The following is a 21059-nucleotide window of genomic DNA, read 5'->3' as shown; positions in this document are numbered from 1 at the left end:
TGCGCGGCAGAGCCGGCAGAGGTGGACGGCGCGAGGCCGACGAGTGCAAGCGCGGCGGACCGCAACCTGGATGAACGCCTGACGGCGGGCGGACGAGTCCGCCCGCCGTCAGGGTGTGGCGGATCTTGCGGTGCCGGCCGAGGCCGGCACCGACGAGATCACTGAAGGAGCTGAAGAACGCTCTGGGGGATCGACTTCGCCTGCGCGAGCATGGCCGTGCCGGCCTGCGAGAGGATCTGTGCGCGGGTGAAGTCCACCATCTCCGACGCCATGTCCGTGTCACGGATACGGCTCTCCGACGCGGACAGGTTCTCTGCAGCGACGTTGAGGTTGTTGATGGTGTGGTCGAAGCGGTTCTGCACGGCACCAAGCTGCGAACGCGTCTTGGAGACGGAGCTGATCGCAGTGTCGATCGCGTTGATCGCCGCGTCGGCGCCGCCCGTCGAGGTAGCTGCGGCACCGGCAACGCCAGCAACCTCAGCACCCGTGATGCCGCCGCCGGCGACGGTGACCTTGCCGAAGGAGTCGACACCAGCCGAGAAGTTGGTGTTCTTCACGGCCGCCTTGAGAGCGGCGTCGAGGATGCCCTGGTTGGTCTTGGCGTCGGCCGAGCTTCCGGTCGTCGCCCAGCCCGTGAGGTCAAGGTCGAGCGTGGTGGTGCCCGCAGCCGTGGTGATCTCAAGCGCACCGGTGCCCGTGGGGGCGGTCGCTGCGAAGAGGTCCACGTCGGCGACGAACGAGCTCGCCGTGCCCGTGATGTCGACGCCGTCGACACCGAGGCCGGCAGCGCTCATCGAGCCACCCGTGAGGTCGACCGTGATCTTGTCGGCCGCAGAGGTGTTCGCACCGACCTGGAAGGAGCCGGTGTAGGAGCCGTCGAGCAGCGCCTTGCCGTTGAACTGCGTGGTGTCGGCGATACGCGTGAGCTCGGTCTTGAGCTCGTTCATCTCGTCCTGGATGTTGCCCTTGGCAGCCTCGTTGAGGCCACCGTCGTTCGCAGCCTGGACGGAGAGCGTACGCATACGCTGGAGGATCGAGTGCGTCTCGGTGAGCGCGCCTTCAGCGGTCTGAACGACAGAGATGCCGTCCTGAGCGTTACGCACAGCCTGCTTGGTGCCACCGATCTGGGCGCGCATGCCCTCGGAGATGGCGAGGCCGGCAGCGTCGTCGGCCGCACGGTTGATGCGGAGACCGGACGAGAGCTTCTCGAGCGAACGCGAGAGGTCGTTCTGCGTCGTCGAGAGGTTGCGGTACGCGTTGAGCGCCGCGACGTTGGTGTTGATCGAGAGAGCCATGATGTTTCTCCTCCTTGAAGTGGCCCGGAACGAGAGTCCATCCGTGGGCTCTCGCTGTCCTTATCGGTTGACCCCCCACAGGCGTGAGGAGTTTTGCCGACGAAGTTTTCTCGGTGCTCGCGCGCCTGACGTCGCGGTCAGGCGAGGGCTGCGAGGGTGCTCGCGCCGTGGGGGTCGGCCGCGCGTCGCGCGTTGCGGGCGACCGCCGCTGCGGCACGGGCCGCGGGCATCGCCGCGGCATGTGCCGCGAGAGCAGTCATGTCCGTGCGCACGGGAGCGGCGGCCTGGCCCACGGCGTCGACGTAGGCACGACGGCGGCGCTGCGCGACGCCTTCGGCTTCCACGGGCGCGTCGGCGGTCTGCGCCTCGAGGTGGATGTCGAGGGCCTCGCGCATGAGCGAGGTGGCCTCGGCGCGCAGCTGGCTCACGCGCGACTGCGTGACGCCGAGGACGGTCGCGACGTCGGTGACGGTGCGGTCCTCGAAGTAGACGAGACGCACGACGAGCTGGAGCCGCTCGGGCAGGGCGCTCATCGCGGCGTGCAGGTAACGGAGCTTCTCTGCGGCGACTGCGCTTGCCTCGGGGTCGGGCGCGCGGTCGGGCAGGAGGTCGCTCACGGCGCCGTCGAAGGCGTCGATCGACAGGACGCGGCGGCCCGCGTCGTCGCGCGCCTGGTCGACGTCTGCGACGTCGACGCCGAGCGCCTGGGCGAGCTGTTCACGGCTCGGGGCGTGCCCGAGCTGGGAGGTGAGCTCTTCGGTCACAGCGGTGAGCCGGCGGACGCGCGAGCGGGTGCCGCGGGAGGCCCAGTCCATCGAGCGCAGCTCGTCGACGAGGGCGCCGCGCAGGCGGATCGCTGCGTAGCGAGCGAACGGCACTCCCGTTGCCGGGTCGTACGCCGCTGCTGCGCGGACGAGTGCGAGTGCCCCGGCGGACGCGAGGTCGTCACGGGAGACGTGCTGCGGGATGCGCGCCGCGACCTCGTTGACGTGGTAGCCAATGAGGGGCAGGTGTGCCTCGACAAGCGCAGACTGCTCACCAGTGAGCTTGGTGGCGCCGTGACGGTTGCTCTCGTTCATGCATGGAGTCTGTGCCGACGAATCGATTTCACGGAAGACCCCAAGAGATTCCACGGACTGACCAACTTCGTCGTTTCCTTGGGTGCTTGCACCTAGGAACCGCAGAGTTCCACACTTTCGCTGGGCGGACCTCCCGTGCTGTGACTCTGCTCTCATCGGAAAATGGCGCGATTGCAGCGCACGATGCCCACGGTCTGAACAGACTTCGACCCAGTCGGAACGTTCTGAACAACCTCGCCTACCACCGCATCGCGCCACATGTGGTTCATGACTTGTTCCCACGCCGCTGACTTGCCAAGACTCAGCCGTGAAAGCCCTCTCCGCCCCGGACGAGCGGCGCTAGGCTCACCGCACGCGGGCCCGCCCCGAATTCCGACGCCCGCGACCCCTCACATCCACGTCATGACATCCGATGATGTCTCTCGAACGGGCCCGACCGGCCCACAACCACGACGGAGGACGACGATGAGCATGGAGGGCCTCTCCGCACTCCTCTGGCGCGAACGGCATCTCCTCGAGCTGCTCCTGTTCAAGCTCGACGTCGAACAGCTGCTGCTCACCAACGGGCGCAATCGCTGGCTCGCGCACGCGACCGACGAGGTCACGACCGTCCTCGACGAGATCCGCACGACCGAGCTCGGTCACGCTGTCGCATCCGACGCCGTCGCGCTCGACCTCGGACTCGCCCCGGGCGCAACCCTCGCCGAGCTCGTCGCCGCGGCCCCCGCCCCCTGGGACACGATCCTGGGCGAGCACCGCGACGCCTTCCTCGACCTCACGCACCAGATCGGCGCGCTTGCGGACGACAACCGCACGCTGCTCTCGGCTGCCCACAGGTCCGCCCAGGAGACCCTCCTCGCGGTCGACCGCACCGTCCAGACCTACGACGCCCAGGGGCATGCCGGCACATCGGCAGGCCACGCCACCCTGTTCGACGCACGCCTCTAGGAGCCAGTGACCATGTCCACCTTCTCGACGCTCTCGACCGCCCTGAGCTCGCTGCACACGCAGCGTGCCGCGCTCGACGTCGCGGGTCAGAACATCGCCAACGCCAACACCGTGGGCTACACCCGCCAGCGGGCCGAGACAGCGTCGGTCTCGGCCAACGCGGCCGCGTCACGCTTCTCCGCGGGCCTCACCGTCGGCCAGGGCGTCAAGGTCACCGGAGTCACCCGCCTGGGCGACATCTTCGCCGACGCCCGCGTGCGCTCGACGACCTCGCTCGCCGCCGACCTCGCAGCCCGCGCAACGACCCACGCGCGTCTCGAGGCGAGCATCGCCGAGCCGAGTGACAAGGGCATCTCCGCGCAGCTCGCACAGTTCTGGGCCGGCTGGCAGGACGTCGCCAACAACCCGTCCGAGCCCGCCCCCGGACAGGTCGTCCTCGAGTCCGCCGGAATCCTCGTCGAAGCGATCGCCACGGGCTACCGCGCCGTGCGCACCCAGTGGGACGAGACCCGCGCGCAGTCGGTCGCCTACGTCGAGCAGATCAACTCCGCCGCGTCCTCGCTCGCCGAGCTCAACGGTGCGATCCGCTCCGTCACCGTCTCGGGTGGCAACGCCAACGAGCTCATGGACAAGCGCGACATGCTCGCGACCCAGCTGGCCGAGCTCACGGGCGCAACGCTGCGCCACCAGGAGGACAGCACCGTCACCATCTCGATCGGCGGCAACCACCTCGTCGCGGGTGACACCGCGTACCGCATCAACCTCGCCGGGTCCACGACCCTGCAGGGCTCAGGCACGGACTCCCCGCGCCTCGAATGGGCGCGCGCCTCCGCGGGCCCCGTCTCGCTCGACGGCGGACTGCTCAGCGGAGCCCTCGCGGCCCTCGCCGGACCCCAGCCGGACGGCTCGGGCGGCGCACTCAGCGAAGCCGCCGCCGCCTACGACCGCCTCGCCACGCAGCTGCACGACCGGGTCAACGCGGTCCACACGACCGGCGTCACGACGTCCGGCACCCCGGGCGGGCCGTTCTTCGCGCTCTCGGCCGACCCCAGCGCCCCCGCGGCGCTCAGCCTCACCGTCGCGGTAGCCGACCCCGCCCACATCGCCGCAGGCGCACCCGGCAACGGCGCGTTCGACGGCTCGATCGCCGACGCGATCGGCACGATCGGCGCATCGGTCGACAGCCCCGACCGCTCGTGGTCCGCGTTCGTCGTCGACCTCGGCGTCCGCACGCAGGCCTCGATGCGCTCCGCCGAGGTCTCCGAGCAGGCCCGCGCCACCGCGTCGCTCGTGCAGCTCTCGAGCGCAAGCGTCGACATCGACGAAGAGACCGTCAACATGCTCGCGCTGCAGCGCGCCTACCAGGGTGCCGCACGCGTCCTCACGACAGTCGATGAGATGCTCGACACGCTGATCAACAGGACAGGAGTCGTCGGACGATGAGCTACACACGTGTCACCCACCAGATGACCCAGCAAGCGTCGCTCGCGAACGTCCAGCGCAACCTCGCAGCGATGTCCAAGCTGCAGGGTCAGGCGTCGAGCCTGCGCCGCATCGAGAAGCCGTCGGACGACCCCGCCGGCACCGCGCAGGCGCTGCGCCTGCGCGCCGAGCAGCGTGCGCTCACGCAGTACGACCGCAACGCGTCCGACGGCCGTGGCTGGCTCACCGCAGTCGACACGTCGCTCCAGACGACGTCCGCGCAGCTCATCCGTGCGCGCACGCTCGTCGTCCAGGCGTCCAACACGGGCTCGCACACAGCCGTGTCCGCCGAGGCCATCGCCCTGGAGATCGAGGCCGTGCGCGACGCTCTTCTCGGCCAGGCCAACGCGACGTACCAGGGACGCTCGATCTTCGCGGGCACGTCGGACGCCGATGCCGCGTTCGCGCCCCAGGCCGACGGCACCTACGTGTACGAGGGCGCACCCGGCTCGGTCGACCGCCGCATCTCCCAGGACGTCGTCGTGCGCGTCGACGGCGACGGCGCCTCGATCTTCGGCGACGCGACCGACTCGGTTTTCGCGTTGCTCGACCGCGTCGCGGCCGACATCCGCGCCGGAGGCGAGGTGAGCGGTGCGCTCGCCGAGATCGACGGCTGGCACGCACGCACCACCTCAGCGCTCGCGACCACGGGTGCCCGCACCAACCAGGTCGAGTCACAGCTCGCCGTCAACGCAAGCATGACGCTGACCCTCAAGGCCGACATCTCTGCGGTCGAGGACGTCGACCTCGCCGAGACCCTCGTCCACCTGCAGACGCAGGAGGTCGCCTACCAGGCGGCCCTCGGCGCGACCGCGCGCGTCCTGCAGCCGACCCTCCTGCAGTACCTCTCATGATGACGCCCGGCCCCGCCACGTCGAGCACCACCGACGACCACGTGACGTTCGTCGCGCCCCTTCCGGGGCTCGGCGACGTCCGCGAGTTCACGCTGCGCACGCTCGACGAGCACGCGACCGTGTTCGCGCTGCGCGGCCGCGCGGGCGACGAAGCCCCCGCGACCCGCCTGTTCCTCGTCCACGCCGCCGCGCACGTGCCGGGCTACGCGCCCGACGTCACCGCGATGCACCTCGCGCTGCTCGGAACCGATGCGGAGCCCGCGTCAGAGGACGACATCGCCACACTCGTCGTCCTCAACCCTGAGGGGGCTGACGGTCTCGCGACGGTCAACCTCCTCGCACCCGTGCTCGTCGACACCCGCACCCACCGGGCTGTCCAAGTCGTGCTCGAGGGCAGCTGGCCCTTGCGTGCGCCGCTCGCTGCACCATCAGATCCCCACTGAGAGCACCGTGAACCCCATGACCTCGCCATCAGACGCCGACATTCGCTTCTCCCGCTTGCCGATCTATGACATCGCGGGGATCGTCACCGGATACCTCCTCACCCCGTCGTCGCCTGTGCCGCTGCTGCGTGCCGACCTGCACTCCGAGCTTGAGCTCGCCTACCTCGAGCTCGACCTTCCGTCGCTCGCGCTCGACCGCACGATCTTCATCGTCGCGACGCCGCGAATGATCGACGGAAGCGTCGGCATCCCCCACCACGGCGGCCGCGTCGGACTCGTCGTCACACCGACCGCGTTCTCCCACGCGCACATCATCGAGCACCTCACCGCCCTGCGGGACCGTGGCTACCTGCTCGCGCTCAGCCTGTACCGCGGCACCGAGGCACAGCTCGACATGCTCACCCACTACACGCACGTCATCCTCGACGAGAACCTCACGTACGAGGAGATGCTGCCGATCGCCGCGCAGGCCTCCGCGGCAGGCGTGCGGGTCATCGCACCGCGCCTCGGAGCGTCCGAGACGCACCGTGAGCCCGCCCCGGGCGTCAACGCGTTCATCGGCGCGGCCACGGCAGGTCCCGCGGTCGAGATCGGCGAGCAGGAGCTCCTGCCCAACGAGATTGCGTGCCTCGAGGCCGTGCGTCTGCTCGGCGAGCCCGAGATCGACATCGAAGCGGTCACGCACGTCCTCGGCGCCGACCCGGCCCTCGTGCTGCGCGTCCTGCGGCTCGTCAATGGTGCGGCGACGGGCATCTCGCAGCGCGTCGACTCGGTGAGGCGTGCGCTCGTGCTCCTTGGCCCCTCCCAGGTCCAGGGTCTTGTCATGGCGTCCCTCGTCGCCTCGACGACGTCCCAGCTCGACAACCTGTGGCTGCTCATCGCACGCGGGCTCACGTGTGAGCGTCTCGCTCCCGAGCACGACTCCGCGTACACCGTCGGCCTGCTCTCCGCCCTTTCGACGGAGCGCGGCATCCCGACGCAGATCCTTGCCGAGCGCACGCGCTTGTCGAAGGTCGCCTACGACGCGCTCGTCCTCGGCGAGGGTCCGCTCGGCGGGGTGCTGCGCGCTGTCGTCGCGCACGAGCGCAACGACATGGAGGCCGTCGAGGCCGCGGGCCTCGAGGTGGGGGCCGTGACGCGCGCCTACTTCGACGCGATTCCCGACGCCCTCGACGCGGTGCTCACGGCGCTCACGCCGTCGGGCGCCGAGCTCTGACACCACGGCACGAGCACGAAAGCGGCCGTCGGCCCCGGGACAATCCCGGGCCGACGGCCGCTGCTCGTTCTGCACTGCCGCGTCCGGCGGCGGTGCGTGCCGACCGGATCGCGCTCGGCGTCAGGCCTCGGCAGGCCCCGCGTCATCCGTAGGGGCGGCCGGTCGGTGGATCTCGACGATCTCCACCGCGCCCTCGTCGATCACCGCGTGCGGAGCGGGCCACAGCGAGGCCATGGGCGGGACGTCGGTCTCGGAGTGCGCACCGCAGCCGTGGTCGAACGCCACGACGCGGCCGTCGTCCGGGGACCACGGGTTCGTGCACACGCCGAAGACCTGGCCGAGTGAACCCTGGAGCGGGACGAGGTAGCCGCACGTGAGGCACGGGTCGCTCGCCGCCTGCGCGGCGGCGCTCCGCGGGCCGGACGCGCCGTCGTACCAGCGCTGGGCAGCCTCGTCGATGCCGTCGTCGGAGAGCACGCGGGCGCGGGCGAGAGCGAGCTCACCGATCGCGACCTCGTCGACCTCGTCGTCGCCGCTCGGCGTCCACCCGGCCTCGAGGCGCGGGTCGTCCGCGACGAAGGGCAGCACGTCGCCGGGGCCGACGTCACCCGGGCGCAGGCGCTCGGACCACGGGAGCCACTCGGGAGCGAGGATCGCGCCGTCAGCCGGGAGCAGATGGGTCTCGCACACGGTCGCGGTGCGCCCACGCGGGACGCGGGCGAGCGTGATCGTCCAGACCCAGCCCTGGTAGCCGGCCATCGTGGCGGCGAAGCGGTGCTCGACGAGGCGGTCCTCGAGGACAAGGGTCCCGAGGTGCTCGCCCACGTGCTCGGGCTCTTCAGCGATCGACTCAGCCGCCGCGCGGGCGAGGTCGACGGCCGACTCGAGGAGGGGGTCGGGCTTGCGGCGTACGGGACGCGTCGCTGTCGCGGTGGCCACCTCAGGCCTCGAGGCTCTCGGCGACCGCACGAAGAAGGCTCGCAACCTTCGTGCCGTGCGTCTTGTCCGGGTAGCGACCGCGGCGCAGATCGTTGCCCACGCGGTCAAGAACCTTGATGAGGTCTTCAACAATGACCGCCATGTCTTCAGCAGGCTTCCGCACGGCCTTGGCGACCGAGGGCAGCGGATCGGTGAGCGTCACCTGGAGCGCCTGGGGACCGCGGCGCCCGTCAGCGACCGAGAAGTCGACCTTGGCACCCGGCTTGACGACGGCGTCGGCAGGCAGCGCCGAGGCGTGGAGGAAAACCTCCGAGCCGTCCTCGGACGCAATGAAGCCGAAGCCACGCTCGGCGTCGAACCACTTGACCTTGCCGCTGGGCACACGCACCTCGGATGAGAGAAGTTGGGGACGCGCGGCACGCGCGCGTCGTCGTCTCCCCCGAGGATAGCCGGACACGAACCCTCGCGGAGCACCGCCCGGGGTCCGAGAACCCCATGATCTCGGGCACATCGCTGGTAGCGTGCCATCGACACCCGACACAAGGAGCCCTCGTGCGAGTTCTCGTCACCGGCGGCGCCGGTTTCATCGGCGCCAACTTCGTCCGCCAGACCGTCCGTGAACGCCCCGGAACCAGCGTCACGGTCCTCGACGCCCTCACCTATGCGGGCAACGCCGACTCGATCGCGGGCCTGGAAGGCGTCGAGATCGTCGTGGGTGACATCGCTGACGCCACGCTCGTCGACGCGCTCGTCGCGCGCTGCGACCTCGTCGTGCACTTCGCCGCCGAGTCCCACAACGACAACTCCCTGCACGACCCCTCCCCGTTCATCCACACCAACGTCGTGGGCACGTTCACGCTGCTGGAGGCCGTGCGCAAGCACGGCGTGCGCTTCCACCACGTCTCCACCGACGAGGTCTACGGCGACCTCGAGCTGGAGGACCCGGCCAAGTTCACCTCCCAGACCCCGTACAACCCCTCGAGCCCGTACTCGGCGACCAAGGCCTCCTCGGACCTGCTCGTGCGCGCCTGGGTGCGCTCGTTCGGCATCGAGGCGACGATCTCGAACTGCTCGAACAACTACGGGCCCTACCAGCACGTGGAGAAGTTCATCCCGCGCCAGGTCACCAACCTCATCGACGGCATCCGCCCGCGCCTGTACGGGGCGGGGGCCAACGTGCGCGACTGGATCCACGTCGAGGACCACAACACCGCGGTCTGGACGATCATCGAGCGCGGCACGATCGGTGAGACCTACCTCATCGGGGCCGACGGTGAGAAGAACAACCTCGAGGTCGTCGAGATGATCCTCGCCGAGTTCGGCCTCGCGCCCGACGACTTCGACCACGTGACCGACCGCGCAGGCCACGACCTGCGCTACGCGATCGACGCGACCCGGCTGCGCGACGAGCTCGGCTGGACGCCGCGGTACACGAGCTTCGCCGAGGGCCTGCACGCGACCGTGGAGTGGTACCGGGCCAACGAGGCCTGGTGGCGTCCCGACAAGGCCCTCACCGAGCAGAAGTACCAAGCCGCCGGGCACTGAGCGCACGGCGGCCGCTACTGTCGGAGCCGGACCGCACCCGTCGGGCGCGGCCGCTCGCGGCCGGGCGTGGCCGCAGGATCGGGGGCGTCGGCACATGCGGTGGTTGATCGTGGGAGCCGGGGGCATGCTCGGCCGGGACGTCGAGGCGTGCCTCGCAGCGTCCGGTGAGGCCGACGTCGTCGCAGCCGGCCGGGCCTCGCTCGACGTGCTCGACGCGGCGGCGTGCGCCTCAGCGATCGCGGGCGTCGACGTCGTCGTCAACTGCGCCGCGTGGACGGCGGTCGACGACGCCGAGGCCCGCGAGGCCGAGGCCTTCGCCGTCAACGCCGTCGGGCCGGCGAACCTTGCGCGCGCCGCGTCGGCTGCGGGAGCCCGGCTCGTGCACATCTCGACCGACTACGTCTTCGACGGCGCCGCGCACACCCCCTACGAGGCCGACGACGCCGTCGGACCCCGCTCGGCCTACGGCCGCACGAAGCTCGCGGGCGAATGGGCCGTGCGCGCCCACGACACCGCGAACCGGCACCTCGTCCTTCGCACCGCCTGGCTCTATGGCCGCCACGGCGCGAGCTTCCCGCGCACGATCGTGCGCGTCGCCCGCGAGCGCGGTGCGGTCTCGGTCGTCACCGACCAGGTGGGACAGCCGACGTGGACAGCTGACGTCGCTGATCTTGCGCTCAGGCTCGTGCGCGCCCAGGCGCCCGGCGGGACGTATCACGCGACGTCGGGCGGGCAGGCGTCGTGGTGGGACTTCGCGCGCGCTGCGGTTGCCTCGGCGGGGCTCGACCCGGCCGTCGTCGCGACGACGACGAGCGCGGACTTCGTCCGCCCGGCCCCACGCCCCGCGTGGTCGGTCCTCGGCCACGCGAGCCTCGCCGCAGCCGGGGTCGAGGGGATCGGGCCGTGGCGGGAGCGCTGGGAGGCGGCGTGCGCATCGCGGGACTTCGCGGCTGAGGTCCTCGGCCTCAGCGGTGCGTGACGCGCCTGGACCTCAGTGCTCCACGTGCGCGGGGCGCGACGCCCAGGGCGCGGTTTCGCTGACGGCGTGAGGGTTTCTTTGCCCATCCTTTGCGCACATCCCCTGGTCTCCACGATGATCAGGGGGTGACACCTTCACGCGTGGCCCACCCGTTGCGTCGCGCCTTCGTCGGCGCACTCCTCGCCGCCGCCGCGGCGCTCGGCCCTGCGGCGCTCGCGCCCGCCGCCGCGGCACCGGTTTCAGTCGCGCCCGTGGGCGTGAATGCGCAAGGCGCGGCTGTGGATGGCGTGGCTGCGCAGGGCGCGGCTGCGCATGGCTTGGCTGCGAAGGGCGGCGCCCGCGCGGGGCTCGCCGCGCGCGCTCCCGAGCGGCTGCGTGAGCCGGTCACCAATCCCGAGAACATCCTCAGCGCCTCGCAGGTGAGCGCGATCACCACCCGCCTCGAGGAGCTCTCGCGTGCGACGACGTTCGAGCTCTACGTTGTCGTGACCCGCAACTTCTCCACCATGTCGGGGCGCGACTGGGCCAACGCGACGGCTGATGCCTCGGGCTTCGGCCGGACCCAGGTCGTGCTCGCGGTCGCCGCCGACGACCGCCTCTTCGGAATCGGGGCCAAGGACGACTCGGCGGTGCCTACCGACGCCGTTGCGCAGATCGAGGACGACGTGCGGGACGCGCTGCGCGACGACTTCAACTACGTCGCGGCGGTCGATGCCACGGCGAACACGCTCACCGCCGTCGAGGCCGGAACGTTCGGCGAGGCTGCGGGCGGTGGCACGTCGTCGAGCTCAGGGATGCCGCTCGTCGTCGTCCTGCTCCTCGTCGGCATCGGTGCGATCATCATCGTCTCGGTCGTGAAGTCCCGGAAGAAGACTGCGGTCGGGGGCCCGGGCCCGCGCCCGGGGCACCAGGTGCCGCAGCTGTCGCTCGAGGAGCTCCGCAAGCGGGCAGGGACGGCCCTCGTCGCGGCCGACGACGCCGTGAAGTCGTCCGCGGAGGAGCTTGCGTTCGCCAAGGCCCAGTTCGGGCTGCAGGCCACCGACCAGTTCACGCGCGCCGTCGACGCGGCACGCGCGGACGTTCAGAAGGCCTTCCACATCCAGCAGCTGCTCGACGACGAAATCCCGGAGCCGGACCACGTCAAGGGCCAGATGCTCACGGACATCCTCGGGCTGTGCGAGCGCGCCTCGGCGACGCTCACCGCCCAGGAGGCCGCGTTCCACGAGCTGCGCGGCATGCGGGCGCGACTTCCCGAGCACCTGGACGAGCTCGAGCAGCGCTCCGGGGAGGTCCGTGCACGGGTCCATACCTCGCGCGTCGCCCTCGCGGAGCTCGCTCGCCGTTACCCCGCGCGCGCCCTCGCGTCGATCTCGGCGAACCCCGACCAGGCGCTCGAGCTCCTGGACGGCGCAGCGGAGTCGGTCACCGAGGCGCGCGCCGACGTCGCCAAGGAGGACCGTGCCACGGCGGTCGTGCGCACGCGCGCCGCTCAGCTCGCGGTCGGTCAGGCGGCCTCGCTCCTCGACGCGGTCGACGGTGCGGGCGCCGAGCTCGAGGCTGCTGGCCCCCGGCTCGTGAGCGCGATCGCGTCGATCAGCTCGGACGTCACCGACGCGCAGCGTCTGGCTCACTCCAACCCGGCGATCGCGCCCTACGTGACGCGCGCCCAGGGTGCGATCACGCAGGGTCGCAGCGCGCAGAGCAGCGGCGACCCGCTCGCCGCGCTGCGCGAGCTCACGGCAGCGGAGGCGGCGATCGACGAGGCACTGGCTCCGCTGCGCGCCGCCGACGAGCAGATCCGCCGCTCCTCCGCGATGCTCGTCCAGGTCATGGGGCAGGCGGACGCGATGATCCGCGGGGTCGACGACTTCATCAGCACGCGCCGCGGGGCCGTCGGGCCGACCGCCCGGACGCGCCACGCCGAGGCCGTGCGTCACCTGCAAGGGGCCCACCAGTTGCGTGAGATCGACCCGCAGCGTGCGCTCGCTGAAGCGCAGCGGGCCCTCGACCTCGCGCGCTCGGCCCGCGACATCGCGCAGAGCGACGTCAACCGTGACCGTGGCCCCGGGCCTGGCGGCGGGGGCATGAACAACGTCGGTGGCATGATCCTCGGCGGCATCATCCTCGACTCCCTCCTGCGCGGTGGCGGCGGGGGTGGCTTCGGCGGAGGCGGCTTCGGCGGAGGCGGTGGCTTCTCGGGCGGCGGAGGAGGCGGCTTCTCGGGCGGCGGAGGCGGCTCCTTCTAGCCGGGCCGGGCCCCGGCCCGGCGCCGCACGCGCAGGCACGGGCACGGGCACGGGCACGACGGACAGCACGATCCACGAGCACACAGACCAGCCGGCCCTCGCCGGTGAGCACGACCCCCAGCACGACTCATTTTCGAGAGAGGCGACACCATGGCTGAGAAGCAGACGATCTTCGGGCGCGTGGCCCAGCTGGCCAAGGCCAACATCAACGCGCTGCTCGACCGCGCAGAAGACCCGCAGAAGATGATCGACCAGCTCATCCGCGACTACACGAACAACATCGTCGAGGCGGAGCAGGCCGTCGCCCAGACCGTGGGCAACCTGCGTCTGGCCGAGCAGGACTACCAGGAAGACCTCAACGCCGCGCAGGACTGGGGTGCCAAGGCCATCGCCGCCTCGACGCGCGCCGACCAGCTGCGCACGCAGGGCAACACCGCTGAGGCCGACAAGTTCGACAACCTCGCCAAGGTCGCCATCTCGAAGCAGATCTCCGCCGAGGGTGAGGCGAAGAGCGCAGAGCCGATGATCACGTCGCAGCGCGACGTCGTCGAGAAGCTCAAGTCGGGCCTCGTCCAGATGAAGAGCAAGCTCGGCGACCTCAAGTCCCGCCGCGATCAGCTCGTCGCGCGCCAGAAGTCGGCGCAGGCGCAGGCCGCCGTCCAGGGCGCGATCTCGTCGATCAACGTCCTCGACCCGACCTCGGAGCTCGCCCGCTTCGAGGACCGCGTCCGTCGCGAGGAGGCCCTCGCGATCGGCCAGGCGGAGGTTGCGGCATCGTCGCTCGACTCACAGTTCGCCGAGCTCGAGCTCGACGCCGGTCAGATCGAGGTCGAGGCGCGGCTCGCCTCGCTCAAGAACCGCGCGCTCGGCGGCACGCAGGCGGCGCAGATCGAGGCACCCGAGGCCTGATCCAGCACGCGCACGACGCCAGGGGGTCGGTCCGCACGGACCGGCCCCCTGTGGCGTCCCCCTCCTCCGCCCTCGCAGGGGCCCTCGCCCCTGGTCGCACGGCTAGGCTGGGGGCATGAGCCCTGCCGCACCCCGCAAGACGTACCTCCTCGTCGATGGCGAGAACATCGACGCGACGCTCGGCGTCAACGTCCTCGGTCACCGGCCGAGCCCGGAGGAGCGACCGCGCTGGGACCGCATCACGGAGTACGCCGAGCACGTGTGGAACCAGCCGGTCCACCCGCTGTTCTTCCTCAACGCGAGCTCGGGCCAGATGCCCATGCCGTTCGTCCAGGCGCTCCTCGCGATGGGCTACAAGCCGGTGCCCCTCTCGGGCGGTCCGGGGCTCAAGGTCGTCGACATGGGTATCCAGCGCACCCTCGAGGCGCTCATCCCCCGCGACGCGGACATCCTGCTCGCGAGCCACGACGGCGACTTCATCCCGCAGATCGAGGCGCTCATCTCGCCCGAGCGCCGCATCGGTGTGCTGTGCTTCCGCGAGTTCGTCAACGCGCGCATGGCCGAGCTCTCGGAGCGCGGCGTCGAGTTCTTCGACCTCGAGTACGACATCTCGGCGTTCAACACGCCCCTGCCGCGCGTTCACATCATTCCGATCGAGGACTTCGACCCGCTGCGCTTCATCTAGTGCTCGGCGCGTGCCCGGCCCTCGCGGCCGGGCACGTTCCGTCGCACCTCGCGAGTTCGCGCCGCGTGGGTACGCGTCGAGGAATCTGCGCGTCGCGGAATGCGGGCGCGCGTTCAGGAATGTTCCAGGATTCGGGAGCATGCTGGAGTCATGAGCGCTCCCGAGGCATCGATCCTCGTCGTCGACGACGAGCCCAACATTCGCGAGCTCCTCGCGACCTCGTTGAGGTTCGCGGGTTTCGACGTGCGCTCTGCCCCCGACGGCGCCACGGCGTTGCGTCTCGCTCGTGAGGCTGCCCCGGATCTCGTGCTGCTCGACGTCATGCTCCCGGACATGGATGGGTTCACGGTGACGCGACGCCTGCGAGAGAAGGGCCAGACGATGCCGGTCCTCTTCCTCACGGCGCGGGACGACACCCAGGACAAGATCACAGGCCTCACCGTGGGCGGCGACGACTACGTGACCAAGCCGTTCAGCCTCGAAGAGGTCATCGCGCGGATCCGCGCTGTGCTGCGGCGCATGCGCACGTTCGAGGCCGTGGACGAGGACGCCGTGCTGCGCGTGGCCGACCTCGAGCTCAACGACGACACGCACGAGGTCCATCGTGCCGGTCGGCTCATCGAGCTGTCACCGACGGAGTTCAAGCTGCTGCGCTATCTCATGCTCAATCCCAACCGGGTGCTGTCGAAGGCGCAGATCCTCGATCACGTGTGGCAGTACGACTGGGCCGGTGACATGAACATCGTCGAGTCCTACATCTCCTACCTGCGCCGCAAGATCGATGTTCCGCGGCCGGACGGGGTCGCGCCCGCGCCTCTCATCCAGACGAAGCGCGGCGTCGGCTACATGCTGCGGGTGCCGCAGGACTCATGAGCCTGCCGCCTCCCCCGCCACCACCGCCTTCCCCACCGTCCTCGTCTTCTCCGGGGCCGGGCGACGGCGGTCCGCAGCTGCCTCGGCTGCGGACGCTCGGCCAGCGCGTCACGCTGAGCGCGCGCATGGTCGTGCTCGTCGTCGTCGTCCTCACGACGGGTCTCGCCCTCTCGACGATCGCGGCGACCGCCCAGCTGCGTTCGCACATGCTCCGCCAGGTCGACGAGCAGCTCGTGGTCGCGCTGCGCTCGAGCGAGGACATGGTCCTCGACGACCTCGTGAGGTCGATCAACCGCCGGGCCCTCGACTCCGACCTGCAGCTCTCGCTCCAGATCGACGGGCGGCCGATCGCTGCGCAGGCCGCGCGGGAGCCGCGGTGGGGGACGCCGGCGGTGCCGATCTTCACGGTGCGGTCCGTCGAGCTCGACGGCGCGCCCTTCACGCTTGCGGGCGCGCCCTCGCCGACGGGCGTGAGCACGCAGTGGCGTGCGGTGGCGCGCCCCGTCGTCGGGGTGGGCGACCGGTTCATCGGCACGGTCGTCGTCGCGCTCCCGGTCGCGCCCGTCACGCAGACGACGTCAGAGCTGGCCAAGGTGCTCACCCTGGTCTCGTGCGCTCTCGTCGTCGCGGCTGGAGCCCTCGGCTACCTGGCGGTGCGCCGTTCGCTGCGCCCGCTGCGGCAGATCGAGGCGACCGCACGGCGCATCACCGAGGGTGATCTCTCGAGCCGCATCCCGCACATGCCGACGACGACCGAGGTGGGTGCGGTCGCCGAGAGCCTCAACGTCATGCTCGGCCGCATCCAGGAGTCGTTCGACGCGCAGGCGGCCTCGGAGGCGCGCATGCGTCGCTTCGTCGCGGACGCGAGCCACGAGCTCCGGACGCCGCTCGTCTCGATCCGCGGCTACGCCGAGCTCTTCCGGATGGGCGCGGTGACGACGCCCGAGCAGACGGCCGAGACGATGGGACGCATCGAGTCGTCGGCGGTGCAGATGGGCACGCTCGTCGAGGACCTGCTGGCGCTCGCACGCCTCGACGAGCAACGCCCGGTCGCGCTCACTCGCGTCGATCTGGGCGCCCTTGCGGCGGACGCGCTCGCTGACCTGGGGGCGATGGACCCGACCCGGACGACCCGGCTCGTCGTCGTCGGTCCGGACGGGGCCGAGGTCACGGTGCCGGACGGTGCGGTGCCGCATCACGAGGTGCTGGCCGACGAGGCGCGGTTGCGGCAGGTGTTCACCAACCTCGTGGGCAACGTCGTGCGGCACACTCCTGAGGGTTCTCCCGTCGAGGTCGTCGTCTCGAGCGACGGCGTGCACGCGTCGGTCGCGGTGCGTGACCACGGCCCCGGCGTCCCGCCCGAGCATCGCGCGGCGATCTTCGAACGCTTCCACCGGGTGGATGCGTCGCGGAACTCGGCGTCGGGCGGCTCTGGTCTGGGGCTCGCGATCGTCTCGTCCATCGTCCAGGCGCATGGCGGGTCGATCGTGGCGTTCGCGACCGCGGGGGGCGGGGCGACTTTCCAGGTGACGCTGCCGCTCGCGACCTGACCGTTTCCGGACCGTGTCCGTGACGTGACCGCAGCGGCTGCGCCGGGCCTCGCGACGGAGGTAGTGTGGCCGTTTGTCACTTGCTGCCCGAGGAAAGCTGTCCCATGTCCGTGTCCTACGTGGACGCCCCGCAGTGGTTGTTGTCGTCGTGGTCCCGCGCGTGTGCTGAGGCCGGGGCGACCGCCTCTCCCGAGCGTGTCAAGCAGGTCGGCGAGGCGCTTCTGGCGCGTTGGTGCGATCCTGCCCGGCAGTTCCATGACCTCAGGCATCTTGCCGACGTCCTCAACCGTGTCGACGAGCTTGCTGAAGAGACCCACGAGCCTGCGCTCGTTCGTCTTGCTGCCTGGTACCACGGTGCGATCTTCGATGCCGAGACCAAGGCGACGTATGAGGCCCGGGGCGGTGAGAACGAGACGGCGAGCGCGGTCCTCGCGCACGAGCAGCTCATGGAGCTCGGTGTCCCTGAGCGTGCCGCGCATCGCGTCGCACAGCTCGTCACGGCGCTCCTGCGCCACGCGCCCGACCCGGCGGACTTCGACTGCTCGGTCTTGTGCGACGCGGACCTCGGCATGCTGGCCTCGGAGCCGCAGCGGTACAAGTCGTACCTCGCCGACGTGCGCAAGGAGTACCAGCACATCCCTGCCCGGGACTTCGTGCGGGCCCGCGTCGCGATCCTCACGCGGCTCCTGGAGCGTCGCGCCCTGTTCTCGAGCCCGCTCGGGGCTGCCTGGGAGGACGCGGCACGCCAGAACGTCCAGGGAGAGCTCGCGCGCCTGCGCAAGGAGTGGGCGGCGCTCGGGGAGGATCCGGCCGAGCTCGACCGTCCCCTCCCCGACCGGCCCTCGCCGTCCGTCGTCACCACCCCCGCGCCCGTCGCCGACTCCGGCGTCGGGCTCATCGATGACGAGGACGACGAGGACTAGAGCGTCGGCTCAGCGCTGGAACATGCGCCCTGCGTCGGCCTCCGCGTCCGCGTAGATGGTCGAGGCGTTGGCGAGCGCCCCTCCGATCGACTCGAGCGCCGTCTCGAGCTGCAGGCGCGCTGCATCCCACTCGGCGAGAACGCCGGCGAAGCCGGCCGCTGCGGATCCCTTCCACACCTGTTCGAGGTCACGCAGGTGCAGGACCATCGCGGCGGTCTCTCCGCTGATGGTCGACCTGCTCGTCGCCACGCGCTGGGATGCTTGGGCCACCTGGGCCGAGTCGACTTCGTAGCTTGACATGCGCTACCTCCGGGCTCACGCCCCGGCCGTGCGCCGGGGGTGAGTGGGACGGTAGGCGAGCGTGCGGCGCTCGGTCCTGCGCCCGCTCGCATCTGGGGACGCCGAACCCGAGAGACCCTCTGTGGTCAGCCAGCCGCCTCGTGGTGGTCGAAGTCGGAGACGCCGCGGCGCCAGTAGCCGTCGACGTCGTGCTGGTCGCGGCCGAAGCCCATGCGACGCAAGTACCGGCGCACAGGCTTGATCGACTCGGCCTCGCCCGCGACCCAGACGAAGCCGTCACCCTCGGGCAGGTCGAGCGTCTGGACGGCGTCAGCGAGCAGCGAGCTCGTGCCGGGCTCGGCGCGGCCACGGAAGAGCCAGGTGATCTCGGCGCGTGCGGCGGTCGGCAGGTCGATGACGTTGCCGTCGTCCTGGGCCTCGACGACGACCGTGACGCGCGCGTCCGACCTCAGGGACTCGAGCCAGCGGGCAGCGGCGGGAAGTGCGGTCTCGTCGACCGCGAAGACGTACCAGGCGAAGTCGTCGGGGATCATGACCGAGCCGCGCGGCCCCAGCACTCCGACGCGGTCCCCGACCGCGGCCTTGCCGGCCCAGCGTCCCGCGGCGCCGTGCTCGTGGACGAGGAGGTCGATGTCGAGCGTTCCCGCCTCCGCGTCGACGCGACGGACCGTGTAGTCGCGGCTCGTGAGATGCCGCCCACCCACCCACCGGTCATCGACGACCTCGGGGAGCTCGGGCGTCGCTCCCGGCTCGTCGGGGAGGAAGAGCTTGACGTGGTCCTGCGGCGAGGAGGAGACGAAGTCGGCGAGGTCGTCCCCGGCCAGGCGGATGCGCACCATGCGCGCAGCCAGCTTCTCGACGCTCACGACGGTGAGGAGTCGTGAGCGGAGCGGATGGCGGACGCGCGTGATGGCTCGGGGATGGGACACGGTGACGGACATGGGACTCTCCAGGCTCGGTCACACGCTCATGTAAGGCGTGCCTAAGTGAGGCTACCCTTACTCCGCGCTGAGGGCCAGGTCATGCCACGCCACTCCACGGCGAAGGCCGCCGACCGGGCGCGAGCCCGGCCGACGGCCTTCACTGTCGTGAGGTGGAGGGTCAGAAGCCCATGCCACCCATGTCGTCGCCGCCGGCCGGCATGGCCGGAGCCTTCTCCGGCTTGTCGGCCACGACGGCCTCGGTCGTGAGGAAGAGCGCAGCGATCGACGCAGCGTTCTGCAGCGCGGAACGCGTCACCTTGACCGGGTCGTTGACGCCCGCGGCGAGGAGGTCCTCGTACTCACCGGTCGCGGCGTTGAGGCCGTGGCCCGACGGGAGCGAGCGCACGCGCTCCGCGACAACGCCACCCTCGAGGCCGGCGTTGACGGCGATCTGCTTGAGCGGCGCGTCGATCGCGCGCAGGACGATGCCCGCACCCGTCGCCTCGTCGCCCTCGAGCAGCTCGAGAACGGCAGCAGCCTTGGCACCGGCCTGGATGAGCGCGACGCCACCACCGGCGACGATGCCCTCCTCGACGGCAGCCTTCGCGTTGCGAACGGCGTCCTCGATGCGGTGCTTGCGCTCCTTGAGCTCAACCTCCGTGGCCGCACCCGCCTTGATGACGGCGACGCCGCCAGCGAGCTTGGCGAGGCGCTCCTGGAGCTTCTCGCGGTCGTAGTCCGAGTCCGACTTCTCGATCTCGGAGCGGATCTGGTTGACGCGGCCCGAGATCTGCTCGGCGTCGCCAGAGCCCTCGACGATCGTCGTCTCGTCCTTCGTCACGACGACCTTGCGGGCCGTGCCGAGAAGGTCGAGCGTCGCGGTCTCCAGCTTGAGGCCGACGGTCTCGGAGATGACCTGGCCACCCGTGAGGATGGCGATGTCCTGGAGGATCGCCTTGCGGCGGTCGCCAAAGCCCGGGGCCTTGACGGCGACGGACTTGAACGTGCCACGGATCTTGTTGAGCACGAGGGTCGCAAGAGCCTCGCCCTCGATGTCCTCGGCGATGATGAGGAGCGAACGGCCCTGCTTCATCACCTGGTCGAGGAGCGGGAGGAGGTCCTTGACGTTCGAGATCTTCGACTCGACGAGCAGGACGTACGGGTCCTCGAGAACAGCCTCCTGGCGCTCCGGGTCCGTCTCGAAGTAGCGCGCAAGGAAGCCCTTGTCGAAGCGCATGCCCTCGGTGAGCTCAAGCTCGAGGCCGAACGTGTTCGACTCCTCGACCGTGATGACGCCTTCCTTGCCGACCTTGTCGAGCGCCTCGGCGATGAGCTCGCCGATCGCGGTGTCGCCGGCCGAGATCGCAGCGGTCGCGGCGATCTCTTCCTTCGTCTCGATCTCCTTGGCGGCGGCGACGAGCTCGGCCGTGACGGCCTCGACGGCCTTCTCGATGCCGCGCTTGATCGCGATGGGGTTCGAGCCGGCCGCGACGTTGCGCAGGCCCTCGCGCACGAGCGCCTGGGCGAGAACGGTTGCGGTGGTGGTGCCGTCGCCTGCGACGTCGTCCGTCTTCTTGGCGACCTCCTTGACGAGCTCGGCGCCGATCTTCTCGAACGGCTCCTCGAGCTCGATCTCCTTGGCGATCGAGACGCCGTCGTTCGTGATCGTGGGGGCGCCCCACTTCTTGTCGAGGACGACGTTGCGGCCCTTCGGGCCGAGGGTGACCTTGACGGTGTCGGCGAGGACGTTGAGCCCGCGCTCCATACCGCGACGAGCCTCCTCGTTGAAGGCGATGATCTTTGCCATGGGGATGTGATCCTCCGCTTGTGGCGTGGTGGTCGGTCGGTGCCCGCGACGGACGGCCTGCGC

General features: G+C 70.6%; 20 protein-coding genes. 13 read left to right on the top strand and 7 right to left on the bottom strand.

Annotation, left to right across the window (positions count from 1 at the left end; all coding sequences use genetic code 11):
* Window positions 1-158 precede the first annotated feature (158 nt).
* Window positions 159-1295, bottom strand: a complete 1137-nt coding sequence (locus tag ACTVCO_RS05170) for a flagellin N-terminal helical domain-containing protein (RefSeq protein ID WP_443727343.1) — start codon at window positions 1293-1295, stop codon at window positions 159-161.
* 137 nt (window positions 1296-1432) lie between these two features.
* Window positions 1433-2374, bottom strand: a complete 942-nt coding sequence (locus tag ACTVCO_RS05165) for a sigma-70 family RNA polymerase sigma factor (protein ID WP_443727342.1) — start codon at window positions 2372-2374, stop codon at window positions 1433-1435.
* A gap of 465 nt (window positions 2375-2839) precedes the next feature.
* Between ACTVCO_RS05165 and flgN the strand changes: the two genes are divergently transcribed.
* The 5 genes from flgN to ACTVCO_RS05140 are packed head-to-tail and all read left to right on the top strand — an operon-like array spanning window position 2840 to window position 7317.
* A complete protein-coding gene (gene flgN / locus ACTVCO_RS05160; protein WP_443727341.1) occupies window positions 2840-3322 on the top strand; it encodes a flagellar export chaperone FlgN in 483 nt (160 codons plus the stop codon).
* Between the two features lie 12 nt (window positions 3323-3334).
* A complete protein-coding gene (gene flgK / locus ACTVCO_RS05155; protein WP_443727340.1) occupies window positions 3335-4765 on the top strand; it encodes a flagellar hook-associated protein FlgK in 1431 nt (476 codons plus the stop codon).
* Window positions 4762-5658, top strand: a complete 897-nt coding sequence (flgL, locus tag ACTVCO_RS05150; RefSeq protein WP_443727339.1) for a flagellar hook-associated protein FlgL — start codon at window positions 4762-4764, stop codon at window positions 5656-5658. The genes flgK and flgL overlap by 4 nt, the downstream gene beginning before the upstream one ends.
* Window positions 5655-6101 (top strand): flagellar assembly protein FliW, encoded by a 447-nt coding sequence (locus ACTVCO_RS05145; protein ID WP_443727338.1) that lies wholly within the window; start codon window positions 5655-5657, stop codon window positions 6099-6101. The genes flgL and ACTVCO_RS05145 overlap by 4 nt, the downstream gene beginning before the upstream one ends.
* 16 nt (window positions 6102-6117) lie before the next feature.
* Window positions 6118-7317, top strand: coding sequence for an EAL and HDOD domain-containing protein (locus tag ACTVCO_RS05140; protein ID WP_443727337.1), 1200 nt, complete (start codon window positions 6118-6120; stop codon window positions 7315-7317).
* Window positions 7318-7437: 120 nt separating this feature from the next.
* Here ACTVCO_RS05140 and ACTVCO_RS05135 read toward each other — a convergent pair whose 3' ends face one another.
* Together ACTVCO_RS05135 and ACTVCO_RS05130 are read right to left on the bottom strand one after the other, a co-directional pair.
* On the bottom strand, window positions 7438-8256 hold the full coding sequence (locus ACTVCO_RS05135; RefSeq protein ID WP_443727336.1) for a DUF3027 domain-containing protein: 819 nt from the start codon (window positions 8254-8256) through the stop codon (window positions 7438-7440).
* 1 nt (window position 8257) lies between these two features.
* Window positions 8258-8638 (bottom strand): cold-shock protein, encoded by a 381-nt coding sequence (locus ACTVCO_RS05130; RefSeq protein ID WP_443727907.1) that lies wholly within the window; start codon window positions 8636-8638, stop codon window positions 8258-8260.
* A gap of 170 nt (window positions 8639-8808) precedes the next feature.
* Here ACTVCO_RS05130 and rfbB point away from each other — a divergent pair, with 170 nt between their 5' ends.
* The 8 genes from rfbB (at window position 8809) to ACTVCO_RS05090 (ending at window position 17966) form a co-directional block, all read left to right on the top strand.
* On the top strand, window positions 8809-9801 hold the full coding sequence (rfbB, locus tag ACTVCO_RS05125) for a dTDP-glucose 4,6-dehydratase (protein ID WP_443727335.1): 993 nt from the start codon (window positions 8809-8811) through the stop codon (window positions 9799-9801).
* A gap of 94 nt (window positions 9802-9895) precedes the next feature.
* Window positions 9896-10780, top strand: a complete 885-nt coding sequence (gene rfbD / locus ACTVCO_RS05120) for a dTDP-4-dehydrorhamnose reductase (protein ID WP_443727334.1) — start codon at window positions 9896-9898, stop codon at window positions 10778-10780.
* Window positions 10781-10905: 125 nt separating this feature from the next.
* Complete coding sequence (locus ACTVCO_RS05115) at window positions 10906-13026, top strand: TPM domain-containing protein (RefSeq protein ID WP_443727333.1); 2121 nt, start codon at window positions 10906-10908, stop codon at window positions 13024-13026.
* Between the two features lie 150 nt (window positions 13027-13176).
* Window positions 13177-13935, top strand: coding sequence for a PspA/IM30 family protein (locus ACTVCO_RS05110; RefSeq protein WP_443727332.1), 759 nt, complete (start codon window positions 13177-13179; stop codon window positions 13933-13935).
* 115 nt (window positions 13936-14050) lie between these two features.
* Complete coding sequence (locus ACTVCO_RS05105) at window positions 14051-14620, top strand: NYN domain-containing protein (RefSeq protein WP_443727331.1); 570 nt, start codon at window positions 14051-14053, stop codon at window positions 14618-14620.
* A gap of 150 nt (window positions 14621-14770) precedes the next feature.
* Entirely contained in the window at window positions 14771-15493 is a 723-nt protein-coding gene (locus ACTVCO_RS05100) for a response regulator transcription factor (protein ID WP_443727330.1), read from the top strand.
* On the top strand, window positions 15490-17043 hold the full coding sequence (locus ACTVCO_RS05095) for an ATP-binding protein (protein WP_443727329.1): 1554 nt from the start codon (window positions 15490-15492) through the stop codon (window positions 17041-17043). The genes ACTVCO_RS05100 and ACTVCO_RS05095 overlap by 4 nt, the downstream gene beginning before the upstream one ends.
* A 104-nt stretch (window positions 17044-17147) precedes the next feature.
* Complete coding sequence (locus tag ACTVCO_RS05090; RefSeq protein ID WP_443727328.1) at window positions 17148-17966, top strand: HD domain-containing protein; 819 nt, start codon at window positions 17148-17150, stop codon at window positions 17964-17966.
* 9 nt (window positions 17967-17975) lie between these two features.
* Here ACTVCO_RS05090 and ACTVCO_RS05085 read toward each other — a convergent pair whose 3' ends face one another.
* From ACTVCO_RS05085 to groL, 3 genes are all read right to left on the bottom strand, one after another.
* The gene (locus ACTVCO_RS05085; protein WP_443727327.1) at window positions 17976-18266 is read right to left on the bottom strand and encodes a WXG100 family type VII secretion target; all 291 of its coding nucleotides are present in this window, start codon (window positions 18264-18266) and stop codon (window positions 17976-17978) included.
* A gap of 125 nt (window positions 18267-18391) precedes the next feature.
* Entirely contained in the window at window positions 18392-19207 is an 816-nt protein-coding gene (locus ACTVCO_RS05080; RefSeq protein ID WP_443727326.1) for a siderophore-interacting protein, read from the bottom strand.
* Between the two features lie 160 nt (window positions 19208-19367).
* Window positions 19368-20996 (bottom strand): chaperonin GroEL, encoded by a 1629-nt coding sequence (gene groL, locus ACTVCO_RS05075; protein ID WP_443727325.1) that lies wholly within the window; start codon window positions 20994-20996, stop codon window positions 19368-19370.
* Window positions 20997-21059: the final 63 nt, after the last annotated feature.

The organism is Sanguibacter sp. A247, from assembly GCF_052324925.1.
In the GTDB taxonomy this organism is placed as follows: domain Bacteria; phylum Actinomycetota; class Actinomycetes; order Actinomycetales; family Cellulomonadaceae; genus Flavimobilis.
Note: the sequence above shows the minus strand (reverse complement) of the source record. Positions and strands in the feature narration are given on the sequence as shown.